18 protein-coding genes and 6 tRNA genes are annotated in these 19,045 nt (G+C 50.3%); 11 read left to right on the top strand and 13 right to left on the bottom strand.

Translation table 11 applies throughout. The features are described 5' to 3' along the window. The first annotated feature begins 83 nt into the window (after positions 1–83). On the top strand, positions 84–1,286 hold the full coding sequence (nupC, locus tag LY264_RS07310; RefSeq protein ID WP_003834893.1) for a nucleoside permease NupC: 1,203 nt from the start codon (positions 84–86) through the stop codon (positions 1,284–1,286). A gap of 150 nt (positions 1,287–1,436) precedes the next feature. Here the strand turns inward: nupC and LY264_RS07305 are convergent. Both LY264_RS07305 and LY264_RS07300 read right to left on the bottom strand, forming a co-directional pair. Then, a tRNA-Ala gene (locus LY264_RS07305) sits at positions 1,437–1,512 on the bottom strand. Between the two features lie 42 nt (positions 1,513–1,554). Then, a tRNA-Ala gene (locus LY264_RS07300) sits at positions 1,555–1,630 on the bottom strand. Between the two features lie 221 nt (positions 1,631–1,851). Between LY264_RS07300 and LY264_RS07295 the strand changes: the two genes are divergently transcribed. Together LY264_RS07295 and LY264_RS07290 are read left to right on the top strand one after the other, a co-directional pair. Beyond that, on the top strand, positions 1,852–2,214 hold the full coding sequence (locus LY264_RS07295; RefSeq protein WP_003028277.1) for a YfeC-like transcriptional regulator: 363 nt from the start codon (positions 1,852–1,854) through the stop codon (positions 2,212–2,214). Between the two features lies 1 nt (position 2,215). After that, on the top strand, positions 2,216–2,608 hold the full coding sequence (locus LY264_RS07290; protein WP_003834896.1) for a MerR family transcriptional regulator: 393 nt from the start codon (positions 2,216–2,218) through the stop codon (positions 2,606–2,608). A 56-nt stretch (positions 2,609–2,664) separates the two neighbouring features. On the opposite strand, the gene gltX is transcribed toward LY264_RS07290, so the two are convergent. Further along, positions 2,665–4,080 (bottom strand): glutamate--tRNA ligase, encoded by a 1,416-nt coding sequence (gltX, locus tag LY264_RS07285; protein ID WP_008785393.1) that lies wholly within the window; start codon positions 4,078–4,080, stop codon positions 2,665–2,667. 258 nt (positions 4,081–4,338) lie between these two features. On the opposite strand from gltX, the gene LY264_RS07280 reads away from it, so the two are divergent. The 4 genes from LY264_RS07280 to LY264_RS07265 all read left to right on the top strand — a co-directional run bounded on the left by LY264_RS07280 (position 4,339) and on the right by LY264_RS07265 (position 4,739). After that, positions 4,339–4,414: transfer RNA gene (locus LY264_RS07280), tRNA-Val, on the top strand. Positions 4,415–4,460: 46 nt separating this feature from the next. After that, positions 4,461–4,536: transfer RNA gene (locus LY264_RS07275), tRNA-Val, on the top strand. A 47-nt stretch (positions 4,537–4,583) separates the two neighbouring features. Then, a tRNA-Val gene (locus tag LY264_RS07270) sits at positions 4,584–4,659 on the top strand. Positions 4,660–4,663: 4 nt separating this feature from the next. After that, a tRNA-Lys gene (locus tag LY264_RS07265) sits at positions 4,664–4,739 on the top strand. Positions 4,740–4,991: 252 nt separating this feature from the next. Here LY264_RS07265 and LY264_RS07260 read toward each other — a convergent pair. From LY264_RS07260 to LY264_RS07230, 7 genes are all read right to left on the bottom strand, one after another. Beyond that, entirely contained in the window at positions 4,992–5,876 is an 885-nt protein-coding gene (locus tag LY264_RS07260) for a LysR family transcriptional regulator (protein WP_048224922.1), read from the bottom strand. A gap of 98 nt (positions 5,877–5,974) precedes the next feature. After that, the gene (locus tag LY264_RS07255) at positions 5,975–7,231 is read right to left on the bottom strand and encodes a nucleoside permease (protein WP_048224924.1); all 1,257 of its coding nucleotides are present in this window, start codon (positions 7,229–7,231) and stop codon (positions 5,975–5,977) included. Positions 7,232–7,287: 56 nt separating this feature from the next. Next, positions 7,288–8,121, bottom strand: coding sequence for a xanthosine phosphorylase (gene xapA / locus LY264_RS07250; RefSeq protein WP_048224927.1), 834 nt, complete (start codon positions 8,119–8,121; stop codon positions 7,288–7,290). A gap of 325 nt (positions 8,122–8,446) precedes the next feature. Then, entirely contained in the window at positions 8,447–8,716 is a 270-nt protein-coding gene (locus LY264_RS07245; RefSeq protein ID WP_048224930.1) for a YdgH/BhsA/McbA-like domain containing protein, read from the bottom strand. A gap of 228 nt (positions 8,717–8,944) precedes the next feature. Beyond that, positions 8,945–9,340 carry a DUF302 domain-containing protein gene (locus tag LY264_RS07240; protein WP_048224933.1) on the bottom strand — a complete coding sequence of 132 codons (396 nt, stop codon included), beginning with the start codon at positions 9,338–9,340 and terminating at the stop codon, positions 8,945–8,947. Between the two features lie 77 nt (positions 9,341–9,417). Continuing rightward, the gene (locus tag LY264_RS07235) at positions 9,418–10,509 is read right to left on the bottom strand and encodes a YVTN family beta-propeller repeat protein (RefSeq protein WP_048224936.1); all 1,092 of its coding nucleotides are present in this window, start codon (positions 10,507–10,509) and stop codon (positions 9,418–9,420) included. 428 nt (positions 10,510–10,937) lie between these two features. Further along, positions 10,938–11,864, bottom strand: coding sequence for a LysR family transcriptional regulator (locus tag LY264_RS07230; RefSeq protein WP_003834913.1), 927 nt, complete (start codon positions 11,862–11,864; stop codon positions 10,938–10,940). Between the two features lie 89 nt (positions 11,865–11,953). Between LY264_RS07230 and LY264_RS07225 the strand changes: the two genes are divergently transcribed. Next, positions 11,954–12,952, top strand: a complete 999-nt coding sequence (locus LY264_RS07225) for a bile acid:sodium symporter family protein (protein WP_003038103.1) — start codon at positions 11,954–11,956, stop codon at positions 12,950–12,952. Here LY264_RS07225 and LY264_RS07220 read toward each other — a convergent pair. From LY264_RS07220 to zipA, 3 genes are all read right to left on the bottom strand, one after another. After that, the gene (locus LY264_RS07220; RefSeq protein ID WP_048224939.1) at positions 12,949–13,167 is read right to left on the bottom strand and encodes a DUF3820 family protein; all 219 of its coding nucleotides are present in this window, start codon (positions 13,165–13,167) and stop codon (positions 12,949–12,951) included. The two genes, LY264_RS07225 and LY264_RS07220, sit on opposite strands and share 4 nt — an antisense overlap. Position 13,168: 1 nt before the next feature. Further along, positions 13,169–15,184: an NAD-dependent DNA ligase LigA gene (ligA, locus tag LY264_RS07215; RefSeq protein ID WP_048224942.1), complete on the bottom strand. Its 2,016-nt coding sequence runs from the start codon at positions 15,182–15,184 to the stop codon at positions 13,169–13,171. Between the two features lie 71 nt (positions 15,185–15,255). Continuing rightward, positions 15,256–16,266, bottom strand: a complete 1,011-nt coding sequence (gene zipA / locus LY264_RS07210) for a cell division protein ZipA (RefSeq protein WP_048224943.1) — start codon at positions 16,264–16,266, stop codon at positions 15,256–15,258. Between the two features lie 230 nt (positions 16,267–16,496). On the opposite strand from zipA, the gene cysZ reads away from it, so the two are divergent. The 3 genes from cysZ to ptsH all read left to right on the top strand — a co-directional run bounded on the left by cysZ (position 16,497) and on the right by ptsH (position 19,034). Continuing rightward, positions 16,497–17,258: a sulfate transporter CysZ gene (cysZ, locus tag LY264_RS07205; RefSeq protein WP_122984034.1), complete on the top strand. Its 762-nt coding sequence runs from the start codon at positions 16,497–16,499 to the stop codon at positions 17,256–17,258. A gap of 163 nt (positions 17,259–17,421) precedes the next feature. Beyond that, on the top strand, positions 17,422–18,393 hold the full coding sequence (gene cysK / locus LY264_RS07200; RefSeq protein ID WP_003038091.1) for a cysteine synthase A: 972 nt from the start codon (positions 17,422–17,424) through the stop codon (positions 18,391–18,393). Positions 18,394–18,776: 383 nt separating this feature from the next. Next, complete coding sequence (gene ptsH, locus LY264_RS07195; RefSeq protein ID WP_002913505.1) at positions 18,777–19,034, top strand: phosphocarrier protein Hpr; 258 nt, start codon at positions 18,777–18,779, stop codon at positions 19,032–19,034. The last annotated feature ends 11 nt before the right edge of the window (positions 19,035–19,045 follow it).

Here is a 19,045-nt window from a genome sequence, read left to right as displayed (position 1 = left end):
AGTGTGTGTTTGATCTCGTTTTCTTTATGGTTGTTACATAGAATGTGCACGAAAACTAAACCTGCCTCATATTTGGAGCAAATATGGACCGCGTTCTTCATTTCGTCCTGGCCCTTGCCGTGGTTGCGGTACTCGCACTGCTGGTAAGCAGTGACCGTAAAAAAATCCGCATTCGTTATGTTATTCAATTGCTTGTTATTGAAGTGTTACTGGCATGGTTCTTCCTGAACTCTGATGTCGGTCTGGGCTTCGTGAGAGGCTTCTCCGAGATGTTTGAAAAACTCCTCGGATTCGCTAATGAAGGGACAAACTTTGTCTTCGGCAGCATGAACGACAAAGGCCTGGCATTCTTCTTCCTGAAAGTGCTGTGCCCAATCGTCTTCATTTCCGCTCTTATCGGTATTTTGCAGCATATCCGCGTTCTGCCGGTTATCATCCGCGCGATTGGTTTCCTGTTATCCAAAGTGAACGGTATGGGCAAGCTGGAATCCTTCAACGCCGTCAGCTCCCTGATCCTGGGTCAGTCCGAGAACTTTATCGCCTATAAAGATATTCTCGGCAAAATGTCTCGCAACCGTATGTACACCATGGCTGCAACGGCGATGTCGACCGTTTCCATGTCTATCGTCGGCGCGTACATGACCATGCTGGAGCCGAAGTACGTGGTTGCAGCGCTGGTTCTGAACATGTTCAGCACCTTTATCGTGCTGTCGCTGATCAACCCGTACACCGTTGATGCCAGCGAAGAAAACATCCAGATGTCTAACCTGCACGAAGGCCAGAGCTTCTTCGAAATGCTGGGTGAATACATCCTGGCAGGTTTCAAAGTGGCAATTATCGTTGCGGCGATGCTGATTGGTTTCATCGCGCTAATCGCAGCCCTGAACGCCCTGTTCGCCACCGTGACCGGCTGGTTTGGCTACAGCATCTCCTTCCAGGGCATCCTGGGCTACATCTTCTACCCGGTTGCATGGGTAATGGGTGTGCCGTCCAGCGAAGCGCTGCAGGTGGGCAGTATCATGGCAACCAAACTGGTTTCCAACGAATTCGTCGCGATGATGGATCTGCAGAAAATTGCCGCCACGCTCTCTCCGCGTGCAGAAGGTATCCTGTCCGTGTTCCTGGTCTCCTTCGCTAACTTCTCTTCCATCGGTATTATCGCCGGTGCGATTAAAGGTCTGAACGAAGAGCAAGGTAACGTGGTTTCCCGCTTCGGTCTGAAGCTGGTGTACGGCTCTACGCTGGTGAGCGTACTGTCTGCATCTATCGCCGCACTGGTGCTGTAAGCGTAAGACAACGTCGTATTGATAAGACCGGGGAGATTCTTCTCCCCGGTTTTTTTATGCCTGCTATTCAGCAAACCGAAGAGATACAGGGTAAGAACAGGTAGGATACAGAAACAAAAAACCCCCGCTTTTCAGCGAGGGTTTAAATTTTGGTGGAGCTAAGCGGGATCGAACCGCTGACCTCTTGCATGCCATGCAAGCGCTCTCCCAGCTGAGCTATAGCCCCACGATGCTATTACGTACATACCAAATTCATTGGGATTAAATTTGGTGGAGCTAAGCGGGATCGAACCGCTGACCTCTTGCATGCCATGCAAGCGCTCTCCCAGCTGAGCTATAGCCCCATTACGTAAAGCTTGTCGAGTTGACGGGCGGCATCATATGAATTCCCTTCGCGTGTGTCAACGGCAAAATTAACTCATAGAATTCAATCGCTGAAAAAGCAGTCAAATGAAGAACATTGCGTAACAACTCGCATTCAGTAGTTAAACGCGTCACGGTTTCTACTAAAATGGTGCTATAAAATGAGCCACTAATTAACCCCACGACTATTCAGGGAATCGTTATGTTCAAGGAACGGATGACGCCAGAAGAACTTGCTAATCTGACCGGATACAGCCGACAGACCATCAATAAATGGGTGCGCAAGGAGGGTTGGGCTACATCACCAAAACCAGGCGTACAGGGCGGTAAAGCGCGTCTGGTTCACGTCACCGAACAAGTTCGTGAATACATTCGCAGTGCCGAGCGTTCAGCCGAAGGTTTATCAGATAATTTATCGTTATCCGGCGATACCTCTATCGAAGCTCTACTGATTAGGCTCGCCAAAGAGATGACTCCGTCAGAACAAAAAATGTTTACGTCACTGATCCTGCGTGAAGGCATTACGGGTTTGTTACAACGCTTAGGGATCCGCGACAACAAATAATATGAAAAAATTACGCAGCAAAATGACGACCGAAGAACTGGCGGAATGTCTCGGGGTTGCCAAACAAACCGTCAATCGTTGGATCAGAGAACAAAACTGGACCACCGAAAAGTTTCCCGGCGTTAAAGGGGGTCGTGCAAGGCTGATCCATATCGACTCCAGCGTCCGTACGTTTCTGCTCAATATTCCGGCTTTTCGCAAAGTCCCTGAAATTTATCAGGCTGAGGAACCGCTGGCAGAATACACCCACGTGGTGCGTAGCCACGCCTGTCGCCAGATAATTAGCGCACTGGACAACATGTCCCCAACGGAACAAGAAAAGCTGGCAATGTATATTTCGCGCGAAGGTATTCGCACTTTCCTTACCCGTCTGGGTATTGATGAGTCTGAATAACAGGCAAAAAAAAAGGCAGGATGCGCTCCTGCCGTTGTTTCATAGCTCAACCGGTCTTACTGCTGGCTTTCACGCTCAGCAATAAACGCCAGCGCTTTATTAATACGCTCAATGCTGCGGGATTTACCAATCGCATGCACCGTTACGTCTAACGCCGGAGACTGACCCGCGCCGGTTACGGCTACGCGCAGCGGCATCCCTACTTTACCCATACCCACTTCCAGCTCATCAGCGGTTGCCTGAATCGCGTGGTGCACGTTTTCTGCCGTCCACTCGCTGATAGCAGCCAGCTTATCGCGAACCACTTCCAGCGGCTGACGCGCTACCGGACGCAGGTGTTTCTTAGCTGCATCCGCGTCGAACTCAGCAAAGTCTTCGTAGAAGTAGCGGCAGCTCTGCGCCATCTCTTTCAGCGTTTTGCAGCGCTCACCCAGCAGTTTAACCAGCTCAGACAGCTGCGGGCCGACGCGAGTATCGATATTTTCCTGCTCAATGTGCCATTGCAGATGCGTTGCCACATATTCAGGTGCCAGCGAATTAATGTAGTGATGGTTCAGCCACTGCAGTTTTTCGGTGTTGAACGCACTGGCAGACTTGCTCACCGCACCAAGGGAGAACAGTTTGATCATCTCTTCACGGGTGAAGATTTCCTGATCGCCGCTGGACCAGCCCAGACGCACCAGATAGTTCAGCAGCGCTTCCGGCAGGTAACCGTCGTCGCGATACTGCATAACGCTGACCGCACCGTGACGTTTAGAGAGTTTTTTACCGTCGTCGCCGTTGATCATCGACACGTGTGCATAAACCGGCACCGGCGCATTCAGCGCTTTCAGGATGTTAATCTGACGCGGAGTGTTGTTGATATGGTCTTCACCACGAATAACGTGGGTGATTTCCATATCCCAATCGTCGACAACAACACAGAAGTTGTAGGTCGGGGAACCGTCAGTACGGCGGATGATCAGATCGTCCAGCTCCTGGTTGCTGAATTCGATCGGCCCACGGATCTGGTCGTCAAAAATAACGGATCCATCCTGCGGGTTGGCAAAACGCACCACGCAGGGTTCATCAGCAGCATGGTGTTCATGGCCGTGGCGGCAGCGACCGTCGTAACGTGGCTTCTCACCGTTTGCCATCTGCTCTTCGCGCAGTGCGTCCAGACGCTCTTTGGAGCAGTAGCATTTATACGCGGTACCGGCTTCCAGCATCTCATCAATCACGGCGTTGTAGCGATCAAAACGTTTGGTCTGGAAGTACGGGCCTTCATCCCATTCCAGATTCAGCCAGTTCATGCCATCCATAATGGCTTCAATAGCTTCCGGAGTGGAGCGTTCAAGATCGGTGTCTTCAATACGCAGCACAAACTCACCGTCATGGTTACGTGCAAAAAGCCAGGAATATAGAGCAGTACGCGCACCACCGACATGCAGGTAACCTGTCGGGCTTGGCGCGAAGCGAGTTTTGATTTTCATGAAATGGCCTTACGTTTATAAAGATGCCGACAACCGGCAAATCCTGGGAAGATTATCAGGCTCGTATTCTATCACTGTGGCCTGATTCCTCAATGTTGTTCAGGTTGGAACATCACGCTTTGCCATTTTCGTATACAAATCATGCTGCATGGATTGATTTGCGATCGTTTTGTTTAAATTTACGACGAACGAACAAATTCTTTAGAAAATGCGTTGACTCATTTTCAACTCTCCCTATAATGCGACTCCACACAGCGGGGGTGATTAGCTCAGCTGGGAGAGCACCTCCCTTACAAGGAGGGGGTCGGCGGTTCGAACCCGTCATCACCCACCAACTACTTTATGTAGTCTCCGCCGTGTAGAGTAAGAAATTGAGAAGTGGGTGATTAGCTCAGCTGGGAGAGCACCTCCCTTACAAGGAGGGGGTCGGCGGTTCGATCCCGTCATCACCCACCACTTTCTCTCCAGCTGGATTTCTTACGATAAAATTGAAGTACCGAAGTGGGTGATTAGCTCAGCTGGGAGAGCACCTCCCTTACAAGGAGGGGGTCGGCGGTTCGATCCCGTCATCACCCACCACTTCGGGTCGTTAGCTCAGTTGGTAGAGCAGTTGACTTTTAATCAATTGGTCGCAGGTTCGAATCCTGCACGACCCACCAATGTAAAAAGGCGCCCTAAAGGCGCCTTTTTGCTATCTGCGATTTATAAGATTCGAACCTGCATCGCCTGATGCGCTACGCTTATCAGGCCTACAGACAACACAACACGCGTAGGCCGGATAAGACGTTAGTCGCCATCCGGCACAGACAATACCGCACACGTAGGCCGGATAAGACGTCAGTCGCCATCCGGCACAGACAACACTACACACGTAGGTCGGATAAGACGTCAGTCGCCATCCGGCACAGACATCACATCGTCAATGCCGCTACCAGTTTCTCCAGCGCGGGTGTCGCCTGCAGTTGGTCATACACAATATACAAATCCGCCGGAATACGTTCCTCTAACGGTCGAAATACCACACCAGGCCAACTCATCTGCGCATAGCTGTCAGCAATTAACGTAATACCAATCCCCATGCTGATCATCGCCAGCACCGTTTGCGGCTCCCTCACCTCACGAATAATCATCGGGGAAAATCCAGCACTCAGGCAAACTCGCTGCAAAAATGCCCAGTCAGTATGAATGGAAGGCATTGTGACAAAATATTCATTTCTCAGCGCCTCCAGCGGTATGGACTCACTGGCAGTAAGAGGATGTTCTTCCGGCATGGCAACCAGAAAAGAGGACTCATGCAAACGCAAACTGGTAAACCCGGGAGAAAGCTCCGTAGCCATCCGCCAAATTCCTGCATCCAGTTCACGCCGTTCCAGCATCGTCATCTGCATCGCGGGCATGTTCTCGCGAAACAGCACCTCAACATTGGGATTATCCTTCATAAAACGCCGCATCACCGGACGCATTTTTCCCCACATCGCTGTACCGATAACGCCAAGCTCAATTCGCCCTGCCTCACCACGACCAATTTGCTCCACTCTCGCCAGCGCCTGATTGGCACTGGATAACAGTCGGCGCGACTCTTCCATCAATATCTTTCCCGCGTGAGTTAACGCCACGCTGCGGGAATGACGGATAAATAGCAAAGTGCCGAGCTGTTGCTCCAGCTCTTTAATATGGGTACTGAGCGGCGGTTGCGACATATTCAGGCGAGCAGCAGCGCGTCCAAAATGCAGTTCTTCTGCGACAGCAAGAAAATAACGCAGTAACTTCAGATCGATACGGTGCGTGCGTTCCATGGATAATGCGCTCCTGAAATAAGGATAATGCGCAAAGTTACCACATTGCCTCGCAGATAATGAAACGGCGGGTATCAGAACCCGCCGCCAATGGAGTGTTAATGTGCCGGTGATTTCTGTGCCAGTCGTTCAGGCTCATGCCTGTACTTAAAGAACAATGCAAAGATAACCGCAAGTGCTAACGCATACGCGGCAAACACCAGCCAGATGGTTTGCCAATCCTTAACGCCATCGACAGAGAAGTAATCTACCGCCATCCCGCTCAGGATTGAACCCACCCAAGCGCCCACGCCGTTTACCATCGTCATAAATAGCCCCTGCGCGCTGGCGCGAATGTTAGAGCTAACCTCCTGCTCGACAAATACCGATCCCGAGATATTGAAGAAATCAAACGCACAGCCGTAGACGATCATCGACATCAGCAGCAGCACAAAACCAAACGGCGACGGATCGCCAAAGGCAAAGAAGCCAAAGCGCAGCGTCCATGCCAGCATGCTCATCAGCATCACCGTTTTAATGCCAAAGCGTTTAAGGAAGTACGGAATAGTGAGAATAAAGCCCACCTCCGCCATCTGTGAAACGGAAAGCAATATGGAGGGGTACTTCACCACAAAGCTGCCGGCAAATTCCGGGTTACGGGCAAAATCATGCAGGAACGGATTGCCAAAGACGTTGGTGATTTGCAACACCGCCCCCAGCATCATCGCAAACAAAAAGAAGATTGCCATCTGCGGTTTTTTAAACAGAACAAAGGCGTCCAGACCGAGCTTGCTGGCAAGCGTGGTGTTTGCTTTCTTCTCAGCAACCGGGATTTTCGGCAACGTCAACGCATACAGAGCCAGCAATAACGATGCGCCAGAAGCGATATACAGTTGCGCACTGCTCAGCTCCAGTCTCATCAGGCTCACCGTCCACATCGCCACAATAAACCCAATGGTGCCAAACACACGAATTGGCGGGAACGCGGTGACCGGATCCTGACCCGATTGTGCCAGGCACGAGTATGAGACGCTATTCGATAACGCAATCGTCGGCATATACGCCATTGCGTTAACCAGCATCACCCAAAACATAGTCTGCGGATCGGTAACGGTTGTGGCATATAGCAACACGCCCGCACACACCAGATGACAAAGCATATAGGCGCGATCGGCGCGTAGCCATTTATCGGCAATGATGCCCATAATGCCCGGCATGATAATCGCCGCCAACCCTTTCGAACTGTAGACCATACCCACATTCGCGCCGGTAAAATCCAGGGTATTAATCATGTAGGAACCCAGGGTTACCAACCAGCTTCCCCAGATGAAATATTGCAAAAACGACATGAGCTTTAAGCGAGATGCGATACCCATTTTTCCGTTCCTTGCCATAAAGTAAGACCCCGCAAGCGGGGTCATTTTTTAGTTATTCAGGCCAGTTTGCGCAAGAATCCGCAGATCAAATTGATGAAATTCTGCCGGGAGAGTTCCGCCGCAGCCAGCGTCTGCGCGTGAGATAATTTAACATCACCCAGACCTTCCGCCAGGTTGGTGATGGCCGCCACCGCAACCACTTTCAAGCCGCAGTGGCGCGCAGAGATAACTTCAGGCACCACCGACATCCCCACCACGTCGCCACCGATAATTTGCATCATGCGGATTTCTGCCGCGGTTTCAAAGTTCGGCCCCGGATAAGAGACAAAAACCCCTTCACTCAGCGGGAACCCTTCCTCAGCGGCAACAGTTTGCAGGATCGCACGATAGTCAGCATCATAGGCATTCGCCAGTGAAAAGAATCGCTCGCCAAAACGCTCATCGTTTGGCCCTACCATCGGCGTACCCGGCATCGTATTGATGTGATCGCTAAGCGCAACGAGGCTACCCGGTCCGACTTCGGGACGCAAAGAGCCTGCGGCATTGGTGCAAAACAGCAGCTCACAGCCCAGCAGTTTCAGCGTACGAATGGCATCCGTCATCACCGTCATACCGCGACCTTCATAGAAATGTCCACGTCCTTTCATACAGGCCACCGGAATTCCCGCCAGATTTCCCAACACCAGTTCACCAGCATGGCCGTGTACGGTACTCACCGGGAACCCTGGTAGTTTCTCGTAAGAGATGGCAGCCGCATCCTCAATTTGATCCGCCAACGCCCCCAGGCCGGAGCCGAGGATAAAGGCTACGCGCGGCGTAAAATCCGGTTTGTAACCACGAATGATATCAGCGCTATACCAGGGATTTTGCGAGAAAAGAGAGTGGCTCATGAGATGTCCTTAATACTGAGTAATCGAAATAACGTAGCGTACCGCATTGTTATAGCGAGACTACGCAATCGATTACCAATACCGTTTATCCCGATAACCGATAGTAAATCGGTATAGATGGCATGTGCTAAATCGGCCTGAACTCACATTTTTTTTCTGCCAGTAATGGCAAGGAGTACCAACATATCTGGAATTCGTCAGACGAGTGGGCTGACAAAACCCGCCCTGAGAATGACTGACAAACATTTGTTGATTATTAATAAGCGAAAGCAGGTACAACAACGTACTTTCGCTAATCAATATTTTAAATGGGGGAAACTGCTGTTTACTTCTTATAGAGTTCGCTGGTCACTACAGCCTGAGAACCATTGCCTATAGAAGAGAAGTTCTTAATAACAAAGAAATCAGCACCTTCTTTATCTGCCATTTTCGAAATTTTGTGCATACATTGATTCACCGTATTTTCCGTTACGGTGATTGACTTGACATGCTTTAAACTATTAGCTTCTTGTTGCGAGATTTCTGTAGCAGCAAAGGCAGACAGACTGAGAAAACATAAAGAAACGGCCAATGATGTGACTAATGTCTTTTTCATAACTATCCTCATAACTTACATATTAATATTTAAGCGTCAAGATATACTCTTCACATAATATTGCAAACAAAAATCCTTCTATTTATAAAATAGACGAATCGACAAACATTGAAGAGTAATGAACATCAAATGTATTGTTCAATAGGTTTATTATAGCGGGTTAAATACTTGCATAATAAACGCAGAAATAACACTAAATATCCACGAGGCATTTAGTGTCATTTGCAATTAATTACCGGCCACTTCGTTAAGAAGGGTTGCCAGGATGCTAACTGGAGCAACAATATTATGTGCAACACCATAATCAATCTCCAGAACAGTACTTGCATCCTGATAATCTATATGGGTATCACCATTATCATCCTGCCAAATAACCACCCGTAGGGGTAGCTCTATTGCCGCATGAGGATTTGCTTGCATGGCAGGAGTACCACCCTTTGGGTTACCAAACAGAAATAACATCGTCGGTCGCAGAGCAAGACCTACATCCGTTGCCGCTTGCTGTTGATCAACCTGCACAAAAATACGAATATTTTTAGCATTCAATACGCTGACGAGTCTGTTTACAGTATCATCAAAATTGAACTTACTAGGCAGCGTTTTTGTCCGCTCCGGCTTTCTCATCTGTCGTTCCTTTATTTATAGAATATTTATGAAAATACCCGCCAGCAAATGACGGGTATTGATAAATGCTAGCACAATTATTTAGGCGTCACGTCAACAGAGCCCCAGCTAATACCATTTGGGTTGTTGTCTACCGGGAGCGTGTTCACTACCTTACGCTCATTAATGTCAATCATCGAGACAGAGTTTGCAAATGAGTTAGTTACGTAAGCATATTTGCCATTTTTATCGACAACCACGCCATGGGCCCCATTGCCAGTGGTGATAGTTTTCGCTACCGTAAGGCTTGCGATATCAATCATGTTTATTGTGTTACCCGGCTTGCTCTTCGAGCCCTGATTGGTTACCAGCATGCTTTTACCATCCGGAGTGCCAAACAGCTGGATTGGTACGGTACCGACATTAATTTTCTTCACAACTTTACGCGTTGCTGTATCAATCACCGCTACAGCGTCTTCACCAGACAGGGAAACAAACACCAGTTTTCCGTCCGGTGAGAAACCTACCTGGGCTGGCATTTTACCTAATGGGATCTGCGCGACTTCTTTATTACTGGCTGTATCAACAACGGATACCGAGCCCCCTTTCATATTCGCGATATAAACTTCTTTACCGTCAGGACTCACTCTGAGGCCATGAGGGAACTTACCTACATTAATTGTCGTTAGATTTTTCAAATGCTCTGCATCAATCACGCTGATGGTGTTATCTGCACTATTTGAGATATACGCCATTTTCCCATCAGGGGTGACGACAACATGCGCAGGGTGTGCGCCAACCTGAAGTTTTGCAATAACTGTATCATTCTCGGCATTAATAACCCAAACTTCGCCATGTTCCTTTTTGCCTGCATGAGAATCTTTGCCCATGTCCATCTTCTCAGAATGGGTATCTTTACTCATATCCATATGTTCAGAGCCTGATGAATGTGTCCCGTTAGCACCAAGGTTGGTTACCCAAACTGTTTTATTGTCTGGTGACACCTGAACGTTATGCGGCATTTTACCAACATGTACTTTATCTACAGTCTTTAAAGACACAGCATCAAGTACATTAACTGAATCTGCACCTTCATTTGCTACATACACTCTGTCTGCTGCAAACGTATAACCAGACCATGCCAGCATACTAATTTGCATTGCAATTAAAATTTTATTTTTGCTTATCATCGCCGCCAATACCCCATTAGTTAAATATATTTACCGGATTAGTTTCAGCAACCAGCTATTGTAGGATTATTTAACATATCACTAATATTACTCCATCGGGATCGTGTTAATTCTACCTATAACGAGTTGCTGTATAAATTGCTTAGTCATTTCATTAATCAATCGCCATACATCATTGTATTAGCTACTGCTATCCGTACTTGCGTATAAAGAGTATCAACCTTCCAGCAAGTGGAAGGTCAAGAAAAAAAGTAATAATTTAAAATAGTCTTACAAATCCGCAAGCTGAGCAATTGCCTAAGAATATCGCAGGAGAATTTATAAATATAAAGAGGTAGTCCGGTGCCGGGTAAAAATATAAAAGTTAACGATCAGTTCATCGATACTGAAAGCCAAACTTAACGACATGACAAACACCAGCCATATCGTTAAAGCTGGTACAAAGGATCCCGTGCCCGACCGGCGGTTAATTCACTGGCCTGCATCCGTACTACGTCCCACAGCGCCTGAGCCGCAGTCGATAAAGAACGATTTTTACGTCGTGCCAGCATCAATTGTCGTTCCACAACCGGCGTCAGGCGTTTAACCTGCAAATGGCTGCCCTGTGGCAGAGGAAGCGCCAGCGCAGGCAGCACGCTGATACCAATCCCCGCCTCAACCATCGGGAAAAGCGTGGCAGGGTGACCTATCTCCTGAACGATATTGGCCTCAATGGAAAAGTGAGCCAGCGCCGCATCGATCAACGGTCGACTGCCGGAAGCGTAATCCTGTAATACCAGGCGCTCATGATATAAATCCTGCCAATTTACCCATTCGCGTTGGGCTAGCGGATGATCCTCTCGACACAACAGCAGGAATGGTTCGGATAACACCGCTTCACACTGCAGATCGGTCACAGCACCTGGATCTATCACAATGCCAAAATCTACCTCGCCCTGACGAATACTCTCCAGCACCCACTGTTGCGGCCTGTCGTGCAGCACAAAATCGATTGCTGGATAAAGCTGATTACTCTGGGCAATACACTGTGGAATAAGGTGAGCAGATATTGTCTGGCTGGCGGCAACGCGCACCGTTCCGGTTAACTGCGTTCCCACCTGGCCTGCTTCACGCAGCGTGCTGTGCAGTTCATCCAGAATACGTTCCAGCCGCGCCGCCAACTGGTGCCCTGCTTCCGTCAGCACTACTTCCCGCGTTGTTCTATCTAACAACCGCACACCCGTCTGCCCTTCCAGCTCTTTAACGCTGTGGCTGACCGCAGACTGGCTTAAGCCAATGATATCCCCCGCCCGGCTAAAGCTTTTGGCCTGAGCGACGGTAACAAAGATACGGAGCTGACGCAGAGAGTAATTCATCTATTCGATTCATATATGGATGCAATAAATCAATTTTATTTCTCAAACAGAAAAACGCAAAATGTTCCTACCGAATTTCAGGAGCTTTTATGAAACTTTTTCGTATCCTTGATCCGTTCACGATAACGTTGATTACGGTCGTTTTACTGGCGTCCTTTTTCCCGGCCGAAGGTGGCTTTGTACCTTTCTTTGAAGGCTTAACCACCGCTGCCATTGCCCTACTGTTTTTTATGCACGGGGCGAAGCTTTCGCGTGAAGCCATTATTGCCGGCGGTAGTCACTGGCGTTTACATCTGTGGGTGATGTGCAGCACGTTTGTTGTTTTCCCGGTGCTGGGCGTTCTGTTCGCCTGGTGGGCACCGGTAAATGTTGACCCGATGCTGTACACCGGTTTCCTGTACTTGTGTATTTTGCCGGCCACGGTGCAGTCGGCAATCGCTTTTACGTCGCTGGCGGGGGGTAACGTTGCTGCCGCCGTGTGTTCCGCTTCGGCCTCCAGCCTGCTGGGTATTTTTCTCTCGCCGTTACTGGTTGGCCTGGTAATGAATATGCATGGCGCAGAAGGCAGTCTGGAGCAGGTGGGGAAAATCATGCTGCAGCTGCTGCTGCCGTTCGTACTGGGACATCTTTCACGTCCGTGGATTGGTAACTGGGTGTCCCGACATAAAAAATGGATCGCCAAAACGGACCAATCCTCCATCTTGCTGGTGGTGTACTCCGCCTTCAGTGAAGCCGTGGTTAACGGGATCTGGCACAAAGTGGGGATTGGTTCGCTGTTGTTTATCGTGGTGGTCAGCATCGTATTGCTGGCAATCGTGATTGGCATCAACGTCTTTGTTGCGCGGAAATGCGGCTTCAACAAAGCCGATGAGATCACCATTGTCTTTTGCGGATCGAAAAAGAGCCTGGCGAATGGGATCCCAATGGCAAATATTCTGTTCCCGACGTCAGTGATAGGAATGATGGTGCTGCCGTTGATGATCTTCCATCAAATTCAGCTGATGGTGTGTGCCGTGCTGGCACGTCGCTACAAGCAACAAACAGACGCATTGCAGGCGCAGCAGAAAAGCCGCGCCGCAAAGGCTTAGAGAGGGCGTTTCAGGGGCTGCACCAGTTGCGTCAGCCCTTCAGTTTTAATCAGCAGCGTGATTTGCATCAGCTCGCCCAGCTTTCCCGGCGGGAATTCATCTTTACGGGCAAACCACAGCAGATACTCTTCCGGGACATCAATCAGCCGACGCCCTTTATATTTGCCAAAGGGCATCACGGAATTGGCGATTTCAACCAGCTGCTCTTTTTCCATTTCAGGCACCCAGTAAGCGGATCATTTCAGCTTCATCGATCACGGCAATACCCAGTTCCTGCGCTTTTGCCAGTTTCGAACCCGCCGCTTCGCCGGCAATAACCAGATCGGTTTTCTTCGACACGCTACCGGCTACTTTCGCGCCCAGTTCGGTCAACCGTGCTTTGGCGTCATCACGCGACATCAGGCTCAGGCTTCCGGTCAGCACCACCGTTTTGCCCGCGAAGGGGCTGTCGATTTCGTCAGCGTTGATGACCACCGGCGCAGGCCAGTGAATGCCCTGCGCCAGTAACTGGCCTATCACCTCGCGGTTGCTCTCTTCAGCAAAGAAATTAAACACGTGGGTCGCTACCACAATGCCGACATCCGGCACTTTTTGCAGCTCTTCAATGGAAGCCGCTTCCAGCGCTTCAAGCGTGCCGAAATACGCCGCCAGACCTGCGGCTGTGGCCTCGCCGACTTCACGAATGCCCAGCGCGTAGAGGAAACGGGCAAACGTCGTTTCTTTCGCTTTTTCCAGCGCATTCACCACGTTTTGCGCCGATTTCGGCCCCATACGATCGAGTCCGGTCAGCTTGCCTGCCGTCAGGGTGAAGAGATCTGCTGGCGTATGGACATACTCTTTCTCGACCAGTTGATCGATAATTTTGTCGCCCATACCGTCAACATCGAGCGCGCGGCGAGAAACGAAGTGTTTCAGCGATTCCTTACGCTGCGCCCCGCAGATTAAACCACCGGTACAGCGAGCGACCGCTTCGCCTTCCACACGTTCAACATCAGACCCGCACACCGGACAATGCTGTGGAAACACAATTTCACGCGTATCGTCCGGGCGCTCGGAAAGCACCACATTGACGACCTGCGGGATCACATCGCCCGCCCGGCGAATAACGACTTTATCGCCAATACGCAACCCCAGACGATCGATTTCATCGGCATTATGCAGAGTGGCGTTACTGACCAGAACCCCGGCAACCTGAACCGGCTCAAGACGAGCGACGGGCGTAATCGCCCCGGTACGTCCGACCTGAAACTCAACATCGCGAACAAAGGTCATCTGCTCCTGCGCCGGAAACTTAAAGGCCACCGCCCAGCGCGGCGCGCGAGCGACAAAACCCAGTTGCTCCTGCAACGCCATAGAGTTGACTTTAATCACCACACCGTCAATATCGAAGCCCAACATCGGTCGGTCTTCTTCAACCTTGTGATAGTAAGCGAGTACTTCCTCCGGAGAGTCGCAAAGCTTAACTCTGTCGCTCACCGGCAATCCCCACTCTTTAAATTGCAGCAGACGGCCCAGGTGGGTATCAGGCAACACACCACCTTCCAGCACACCAACGCCATAGCAGAAGAAAGTAAGCGGTCGCTTCGCTGTGATACGTGGATCAAGCTGACGTAATGACCCGGCCGCTGCGTTACGTGGGTTAGCAAACACTTTGTTGCCAGTACGGCGGGCCTCTTCGTTAATTTTTTCAAATCCGGCCTGCGGCAGGAACACTTCACCACGCACTTCCAGACGCGTCGGAATGTTATCGCCTCGCAGTTTTAATGGGATCGCACGGATGGTGCGCACGTTCGAGGTAATGTCCTCCCCCGTGGTACCATCACCACGCGTTGCGGCACTAACCAGCACACCGTTTTCATACAGGATACTGACCGCCAGCCCGTCCAGCTTCAGTTCGCAGCACCAGGTTAGTTTGTCCGTACTCTTCAGTCTGTCCTGCACGCGCTTGTTGAAGGCGAGAAAACTCTCTTCATCAAACACGTTATCCAGCGACAGCATTGGCACTTCATGGCGAATCTGGCTGAACGCTGCTAACGGGGCGGCGCCAACACGCTGGGTTGGCGAGTCGGGGGTGATAAGTTCCGGATGCTGCGCTTCCAGCTCGCGCAGTTCACGCATCAGGCGATCATATTCCGCATCGGGAATTTCCGGCGCATCCATCACATGGTAGAGATACTCATGATGGCGAAGCGTGGTTCGCAGTTCTGTCAGTTGTTGTTCGATTGATTCCATATCGCACCATCAATGATAAAAAACCCCCGACAGGCGGGGGTTTAGCAAGGAGATGTCACGCCAGAGGAAAATCAGGCGCGAGATTCTTTAACTTCGCGGATGCGGTCCTGATACTCGCGCAGTTTCTGCGGCGTCATCATGCGACGTTGATCGTCGAGCACCACACCACCCACTTCATCGGCAATGTGCTGTGCGGACTGCAGCATCAGCTTAAAGTTTTGCAGCTCGTCACCGTAGGACGGAACCTGCATAAAAATAGTCACGCCAGGGGTGCTGAAATCACCCGTCATTTCGGGGTCAAACGTTCCTGGGTTAACCATATTGGCAAGGCTGAACAGCGAAGGACCGCTGCCATCCGGGCTCAAATGACGATGGAAAATATTCATATCGCCAAATTTAAAACCGGCTTGCTGAATGCTGTTGAGCAGCACTTCACCGTTGAGCTCACTACCGTGATGCGCCGCAACGTTCATAATAATGACCGCTTCTTTACGCTGCGGTTTTTCAGCAACAGGCGCTTCTTCAACTACCGGCTCAGGCTGCGGTTGATGTTCAACGGCAGGCTCTGCGGGCTGGAAAGCCTGCGGCGCAGGTTGCGGTGCTTGCTGCACGGGCTGCTGAACCTGCGGAGCAACGGGCTGATGCTGCATCGGCTGCTGCACAGGTTGTTGCTGAACAGGCTGATGCTGCACCGGCTGCTGCGGTTGTACAGGCTGCGGCTGCTGAGCATGCGGCGGCGGTACCGGCGCTTGTGCAGGCTGCGGCGCGGGTTGACGCGGCTGAGCAGACGCATAAGGCGGCTGGTACTGGTGTTGCGGCGACTGAGGAGGAACACCATGTTCCTGCGCGTTACCGGGAGCATGATTCACACGATGAACGCGAACTTCGCCCACGCCTTCGTCTTCCTCGACGTTGTCGTCGAACGAATCCTCGTCTTCACGTTTAGACTTCATGCGTTTCAGTGGGCGATCGCGGAATATAGAAGACCGCTCTTTACGGCTAGTCCAAAAACCATGTACCAGTAAAGCGATTATGGCGATCGCGCCAACAATGATTAATATCAGACGCAAATCCTGCATCATTATATTCTCTGTTGTTCTAACACCTTGCCACCACGGCAAACATTTACTCACTAAGAGTATTTGTCGATTACGCCAAGTGCAAGTGCACTCTTGGCTTTCACGGCATAAAGATGAACAAAATTGTGCTTTTTGCTGTTTTTTCGAACATTTCTGAACAGCTTAACGCTCAACAACCCGGTAAGATACGCAAAGTTTACCAGAGCTTATATAACAAGGAGTATGTCCTGACCATGGTTTCATCATCTGCAGTCGTACCTCGCAGCGGCCTTTATTACTTTTCACAGGGATGGAAGCTCATCACCCAACCGGGCATTCGTCGCTTTGTCATCCTGCCTTTGCTGGTGAATATCCTGCTGATGGGCGGCGCATTCTGGTGGCTATTCACACAACTCGATAGCTGGATCCCCGCGCTGATGAGTCACGTCCCTGGCTGGCTTCAGTGGCTCAGCTACTTGCTGTGGCCGATTGTCACTATCTCCGTACTACTGGTGTTCGGCTACCTGTTTTCCACCATAGCCAACTGGATTGCCGCGCCGTTTAACGGTCTGCTGGCTGAACAACTGGAAGCACGCTTAACGGGCGCAACACCGCCTGATACCGGCGTTCTCGGCATCATGAAAGATGTTCCCCGTATCATGAAACGTGAATGGCAAAAGCTGGCATGGTATCTCCCGCGCGCCGTCGTGTTGCTGATCCTCTATTTTATTCCGGGTATTGGTCAGACCGTCGCCCCGGTGCTGTGGTTCCTGTTCAGCGCGTGGATGCTGGCCATTCAGTACTGCGATTATCCGTTTGATAACCATAAGGTGCCTTTTAAGGAGATGCGCGTCGCGCTGCGCACACGCAAGGTCACCAATATGCAATTTGGCGCATTGACCAGCCTGTTCACCATGATTCCGGTGCTCAATCTGTTCATCATGCCGGTCGCGGTTTGTGGTGCCACGGCGATGTGGGTAGACTGCTATCGTGCTAAGCACGCGTTATGGAAGTAATGCAAAAATGTGTAAAAGCGGGCTGGCTTATGCCCGCTCTTATTCCATACTGCAACGCATTATTTCCTGGTGGCATATAGATATACGAATTCCTTACTTCCCCATACTTTCTCAACAGGTATGCTGAAGCGGTATCCCAATTTCATACAGTTAAGGACAGGCCATGAGTAAGATTTTTGAAGACAACTCGCTGACTATCGGTCATACGCCGCTGGTTCGACTGAACCGTATCGGTAACGGACGCATTCTGGCGAAGGTGGAATCACGCAACCCAAGCTTTAGCGTCAAATGCCGTATCGGTGCCAACATGATTTGGGATGCCGAAAAACGTGGTGTACTGAAACCGGGTGTAGAGCTGGTCGAACCAACCAGCGGCAACACAGGGATTGCGCTGGCCTACGTTGCCGCAGCTCGCGGCTACAAACTGACTCTGACCATGCCTGAAACCATGAGCATTGAGCGCCGCAAGCTCTTAAAAGCGCTGGGCGCGAACCTGGTGCTGACTGAAGGCGCAAAAGGTATGAAGGGCGCGATTCAGAAAGCGGAAGAAATTGTGGCCAGCGATCCGGAAAAATTCCTGCTGCTGCAGCAGTTCAGCAACCCGGCAAACCCGGAAATCCACGAAAAAACTACCGGCCCGGAAATCTGGGAAGATACCGATGGCCAGGTTGATGTCTTTATTTCCGGCGTCGGTACCGGCGGTACGTTGACTGGTGTGACCCGTTACATTAAAGGCACTAAAGGCAAAACCGATCTGATCACCGTCGCGGTTGAACCTACCGACTCCCCGGTTATCGCCCAGGCGCTGGCAGGTGAAGAACTCAAACCAGGCCCGCATAAAATTCAGGGCATTGGCGCAGGCTTTATTCCGGGCAACCTTGATCTGAAGCTTATCGATAAAGTCGTTGCCATCACTAATGATGAAGCTATTTCTACTGCGCGTCGTCTGATGGAAGAAGAAGGTATTCTGGCTGGGATCTCTTCCGGTGCTGCGGTTGCTGCCGCGCTTAAGCTCCAGGAAGATGAAACCTTTACCAATAAGAATATAGTGGTTATTCTACCGTCATCGGGTGAGCGTTATCTGAGCACTGCACTGTTTGCCGATCTCTTTACAGAGAAAGAACTGCAACAGTAGTGCCAGCATGTTAAAAACGCGTAAAAAAGCACCCTTTTGGGTGCTTTTTTGTGGCCTGCTTCAAAGTTTCAACTCTCCTGGCATTGATTCAACCCGCCGGAACTGGTATTTAACCAAGCTAATTATTTTGATGCGCGAAATTAATCGTTACAGGAAAAGCGCTAGCTGAATCGATTTTATGATTTGGTTCAACTCTTCCTTTCGCTGCATAATGTTTAATGACGAACGAAACGTCAGCGGCAAGAAGTTGCCAGCAACGGATTGCACCGAACTCCTTTTGTGTCGCGTCCAGTTTACGCCGATGCTAACAATACAGGCTAAAGTTGAGCCGCCAGGCTAGACTTTAGTTCCACAACACTAAACCTATAAGTTGGGGAAATATAATGTTCCAGCAAGAAGTTACCATTACCGCTCCGAACGGTCTGCATACTCGCCCTGCTGCTCAGTTTGTTAAAGAAGCAAAAGGCTTTACTTCTGAAATTACTGTGACTTCCAACGGCAAAAGCGCTAGCGCCAAAAGCCTGTTTAAACTGCAGACTCTGGGCCTGACTCAGGGTACCGTTGTCACCCTGTCCGCAGAAGGTGAAGACGAGCAGAAAGCAGTTGAGCATCTGGTTAAACTGATGGCTGAACTCGAGTAAGTTCAACGAGT

The sequence above is a fragment of the Citrobacter portucalensis genome (assembly GCF_023374935.1).
In the GTDB taxonomy this organism is placed as follows: Bacteria; Pseudomonadota; Gammaproteobacteria; order Enterobacterales; family Enterobacteriaceae; genus Citrobacter; species Citrobacter portucalensis.
The sequence above is the reverse complement of the archived record's forward strand: the minus strand, read 5'-3'. Positions and strand labels throughout refer to the sequence as shown.

What these genes read in the sequence shown, in the direction of transcription:
- LY264_RS07255 (WP_048224924.1), bottom strand. Translation starts at nt 7,231, where the DNA reads ATGGGTATCGCATCTCGCTTAAAGCTCATGTCGTTTTTGCAATATTTC.
- LY264_RS07230 (WP_003834913.1), bottom strand. Translation starts at nt 11,864, where the DNA reads ATGAATTACTCTCTGCGTCAGCTCCGTATCTTTGTTACCGTCGCTCAG.
- nupC (WP_003834893.1), top strand. Translation starts at nt 84, where the DNA reads ATGGACCGCGTTCTTCATTTCGTCCTGGCCCTTGCCGTGGTTGCGGTA.
- ligA (WP_048224942.1), bottom strand. Translation starts at nt 15,184, where the DNA reads ATGGAATCAATCGAACAACAACTGACAGAACTGCGAACCACGCTTCGC.
- ptsH (WP_002913505.1), top strand. Translation starts at nt 18,777, where the DNA reads ATGTTCCAGCAAGAAGTTACCATTACCGCTCCGAACGGTCTGCATACT.
- LY264_RS07235 (WP_048224936.1), bottom strand. Translation starts at nt 10,509, where the DNA reads ATGATAAGCAAAAATAAAATTTTAATTGCAATGCAAATTAGTATGCTG.
- LY264_RS07260 (WP_048224922.1), bottom strand. Translation starts at nt 5,876, where the DNA reads ATGGAACGCACGCACCGTATCGATCTGAAGTTACTGCGTTATTTTCTT.
- LY264_RS07225 (WP_003038103.1), top strand. Translation starts at nt 11,954, where the DNA reads ATGAAACTTTTTCGTATCCTTGATCCGTTCACGATAACGTTGATTACG.
- LY264_RS07290 (WP_003834896.1), top strand. Translation starts at nt 2,216, where the DNA reads ATGAAAAAATTACGCAGCAAAATGACGACCGAAGAACTGGCGGAATGT.
- cysK (WP_003038091.1), top strand. Translation starts at nt 17,422, where the DNA reads ATGAGTAAGATTTTTGAAGACAACTCGCTGACTATCGGTCATACGCCG.
- zipA (WP_048224943.1), bottom strand. Translation starts at nt 16,266, where the DNA reads ATGATGCAGGATTTGCGTCTGATATTAATCATTGTTGGCGCGATCGCC.
- LY264_RS07220 (WP_048224939.1), bottom strand. Translation starts at nt 13,167, where the DNA reads ATGGAAAAAGAGCAGCTGGTTGAAATCGCCAATTCCGTGATGCCCTTT.
- LY264_RS07245 (WP_048224930.1), bottom strand. Translation starts at nt 8,716, where the DNA reads ATGAAAAAGACATTAGTCACATCATTGGCCGTTTCTTTATGTTTTCTC.
- LY264_RS07295 (WP_003028277.1), top strand. Translation starts at nt 1,852, where the DNA reads ATGTTCAAGGAACGGATGACGCCAGAAGAACTTGCTAATCTGACCGGA.
- gltX (WP_008785393.1), bottom strand. Translation starts at nt 4,080, where the DNA reads ATGAAAATCAAAACTCGCTTCGCGCCAAGCCCGACAGGTTACCTGCAT.
- LY264_RS07240 (WP_048224933.1), bottom strand. Translation starts at nt 9,340, where the DNA reads ATGAGAAAGCCGGAGCGGACAAAAACGCTGCCTAGTAAGTTCAATTTT.
- xapA (WP_048224927.1), bottom strand. Translation starts at nt 8,121, where the DNA reads ATGAGCCACTCTCTTTTCTCGCAAAATCCCTGGTATAGCGCTGATATC.
- cysZ (WP_122984034.1), top strand. Translation starts at nt 16,497, where the DNA reads ATGGTTTCATCATCTGCAGTCGTACCTCGCAGCGGCCTTTATTACTTT.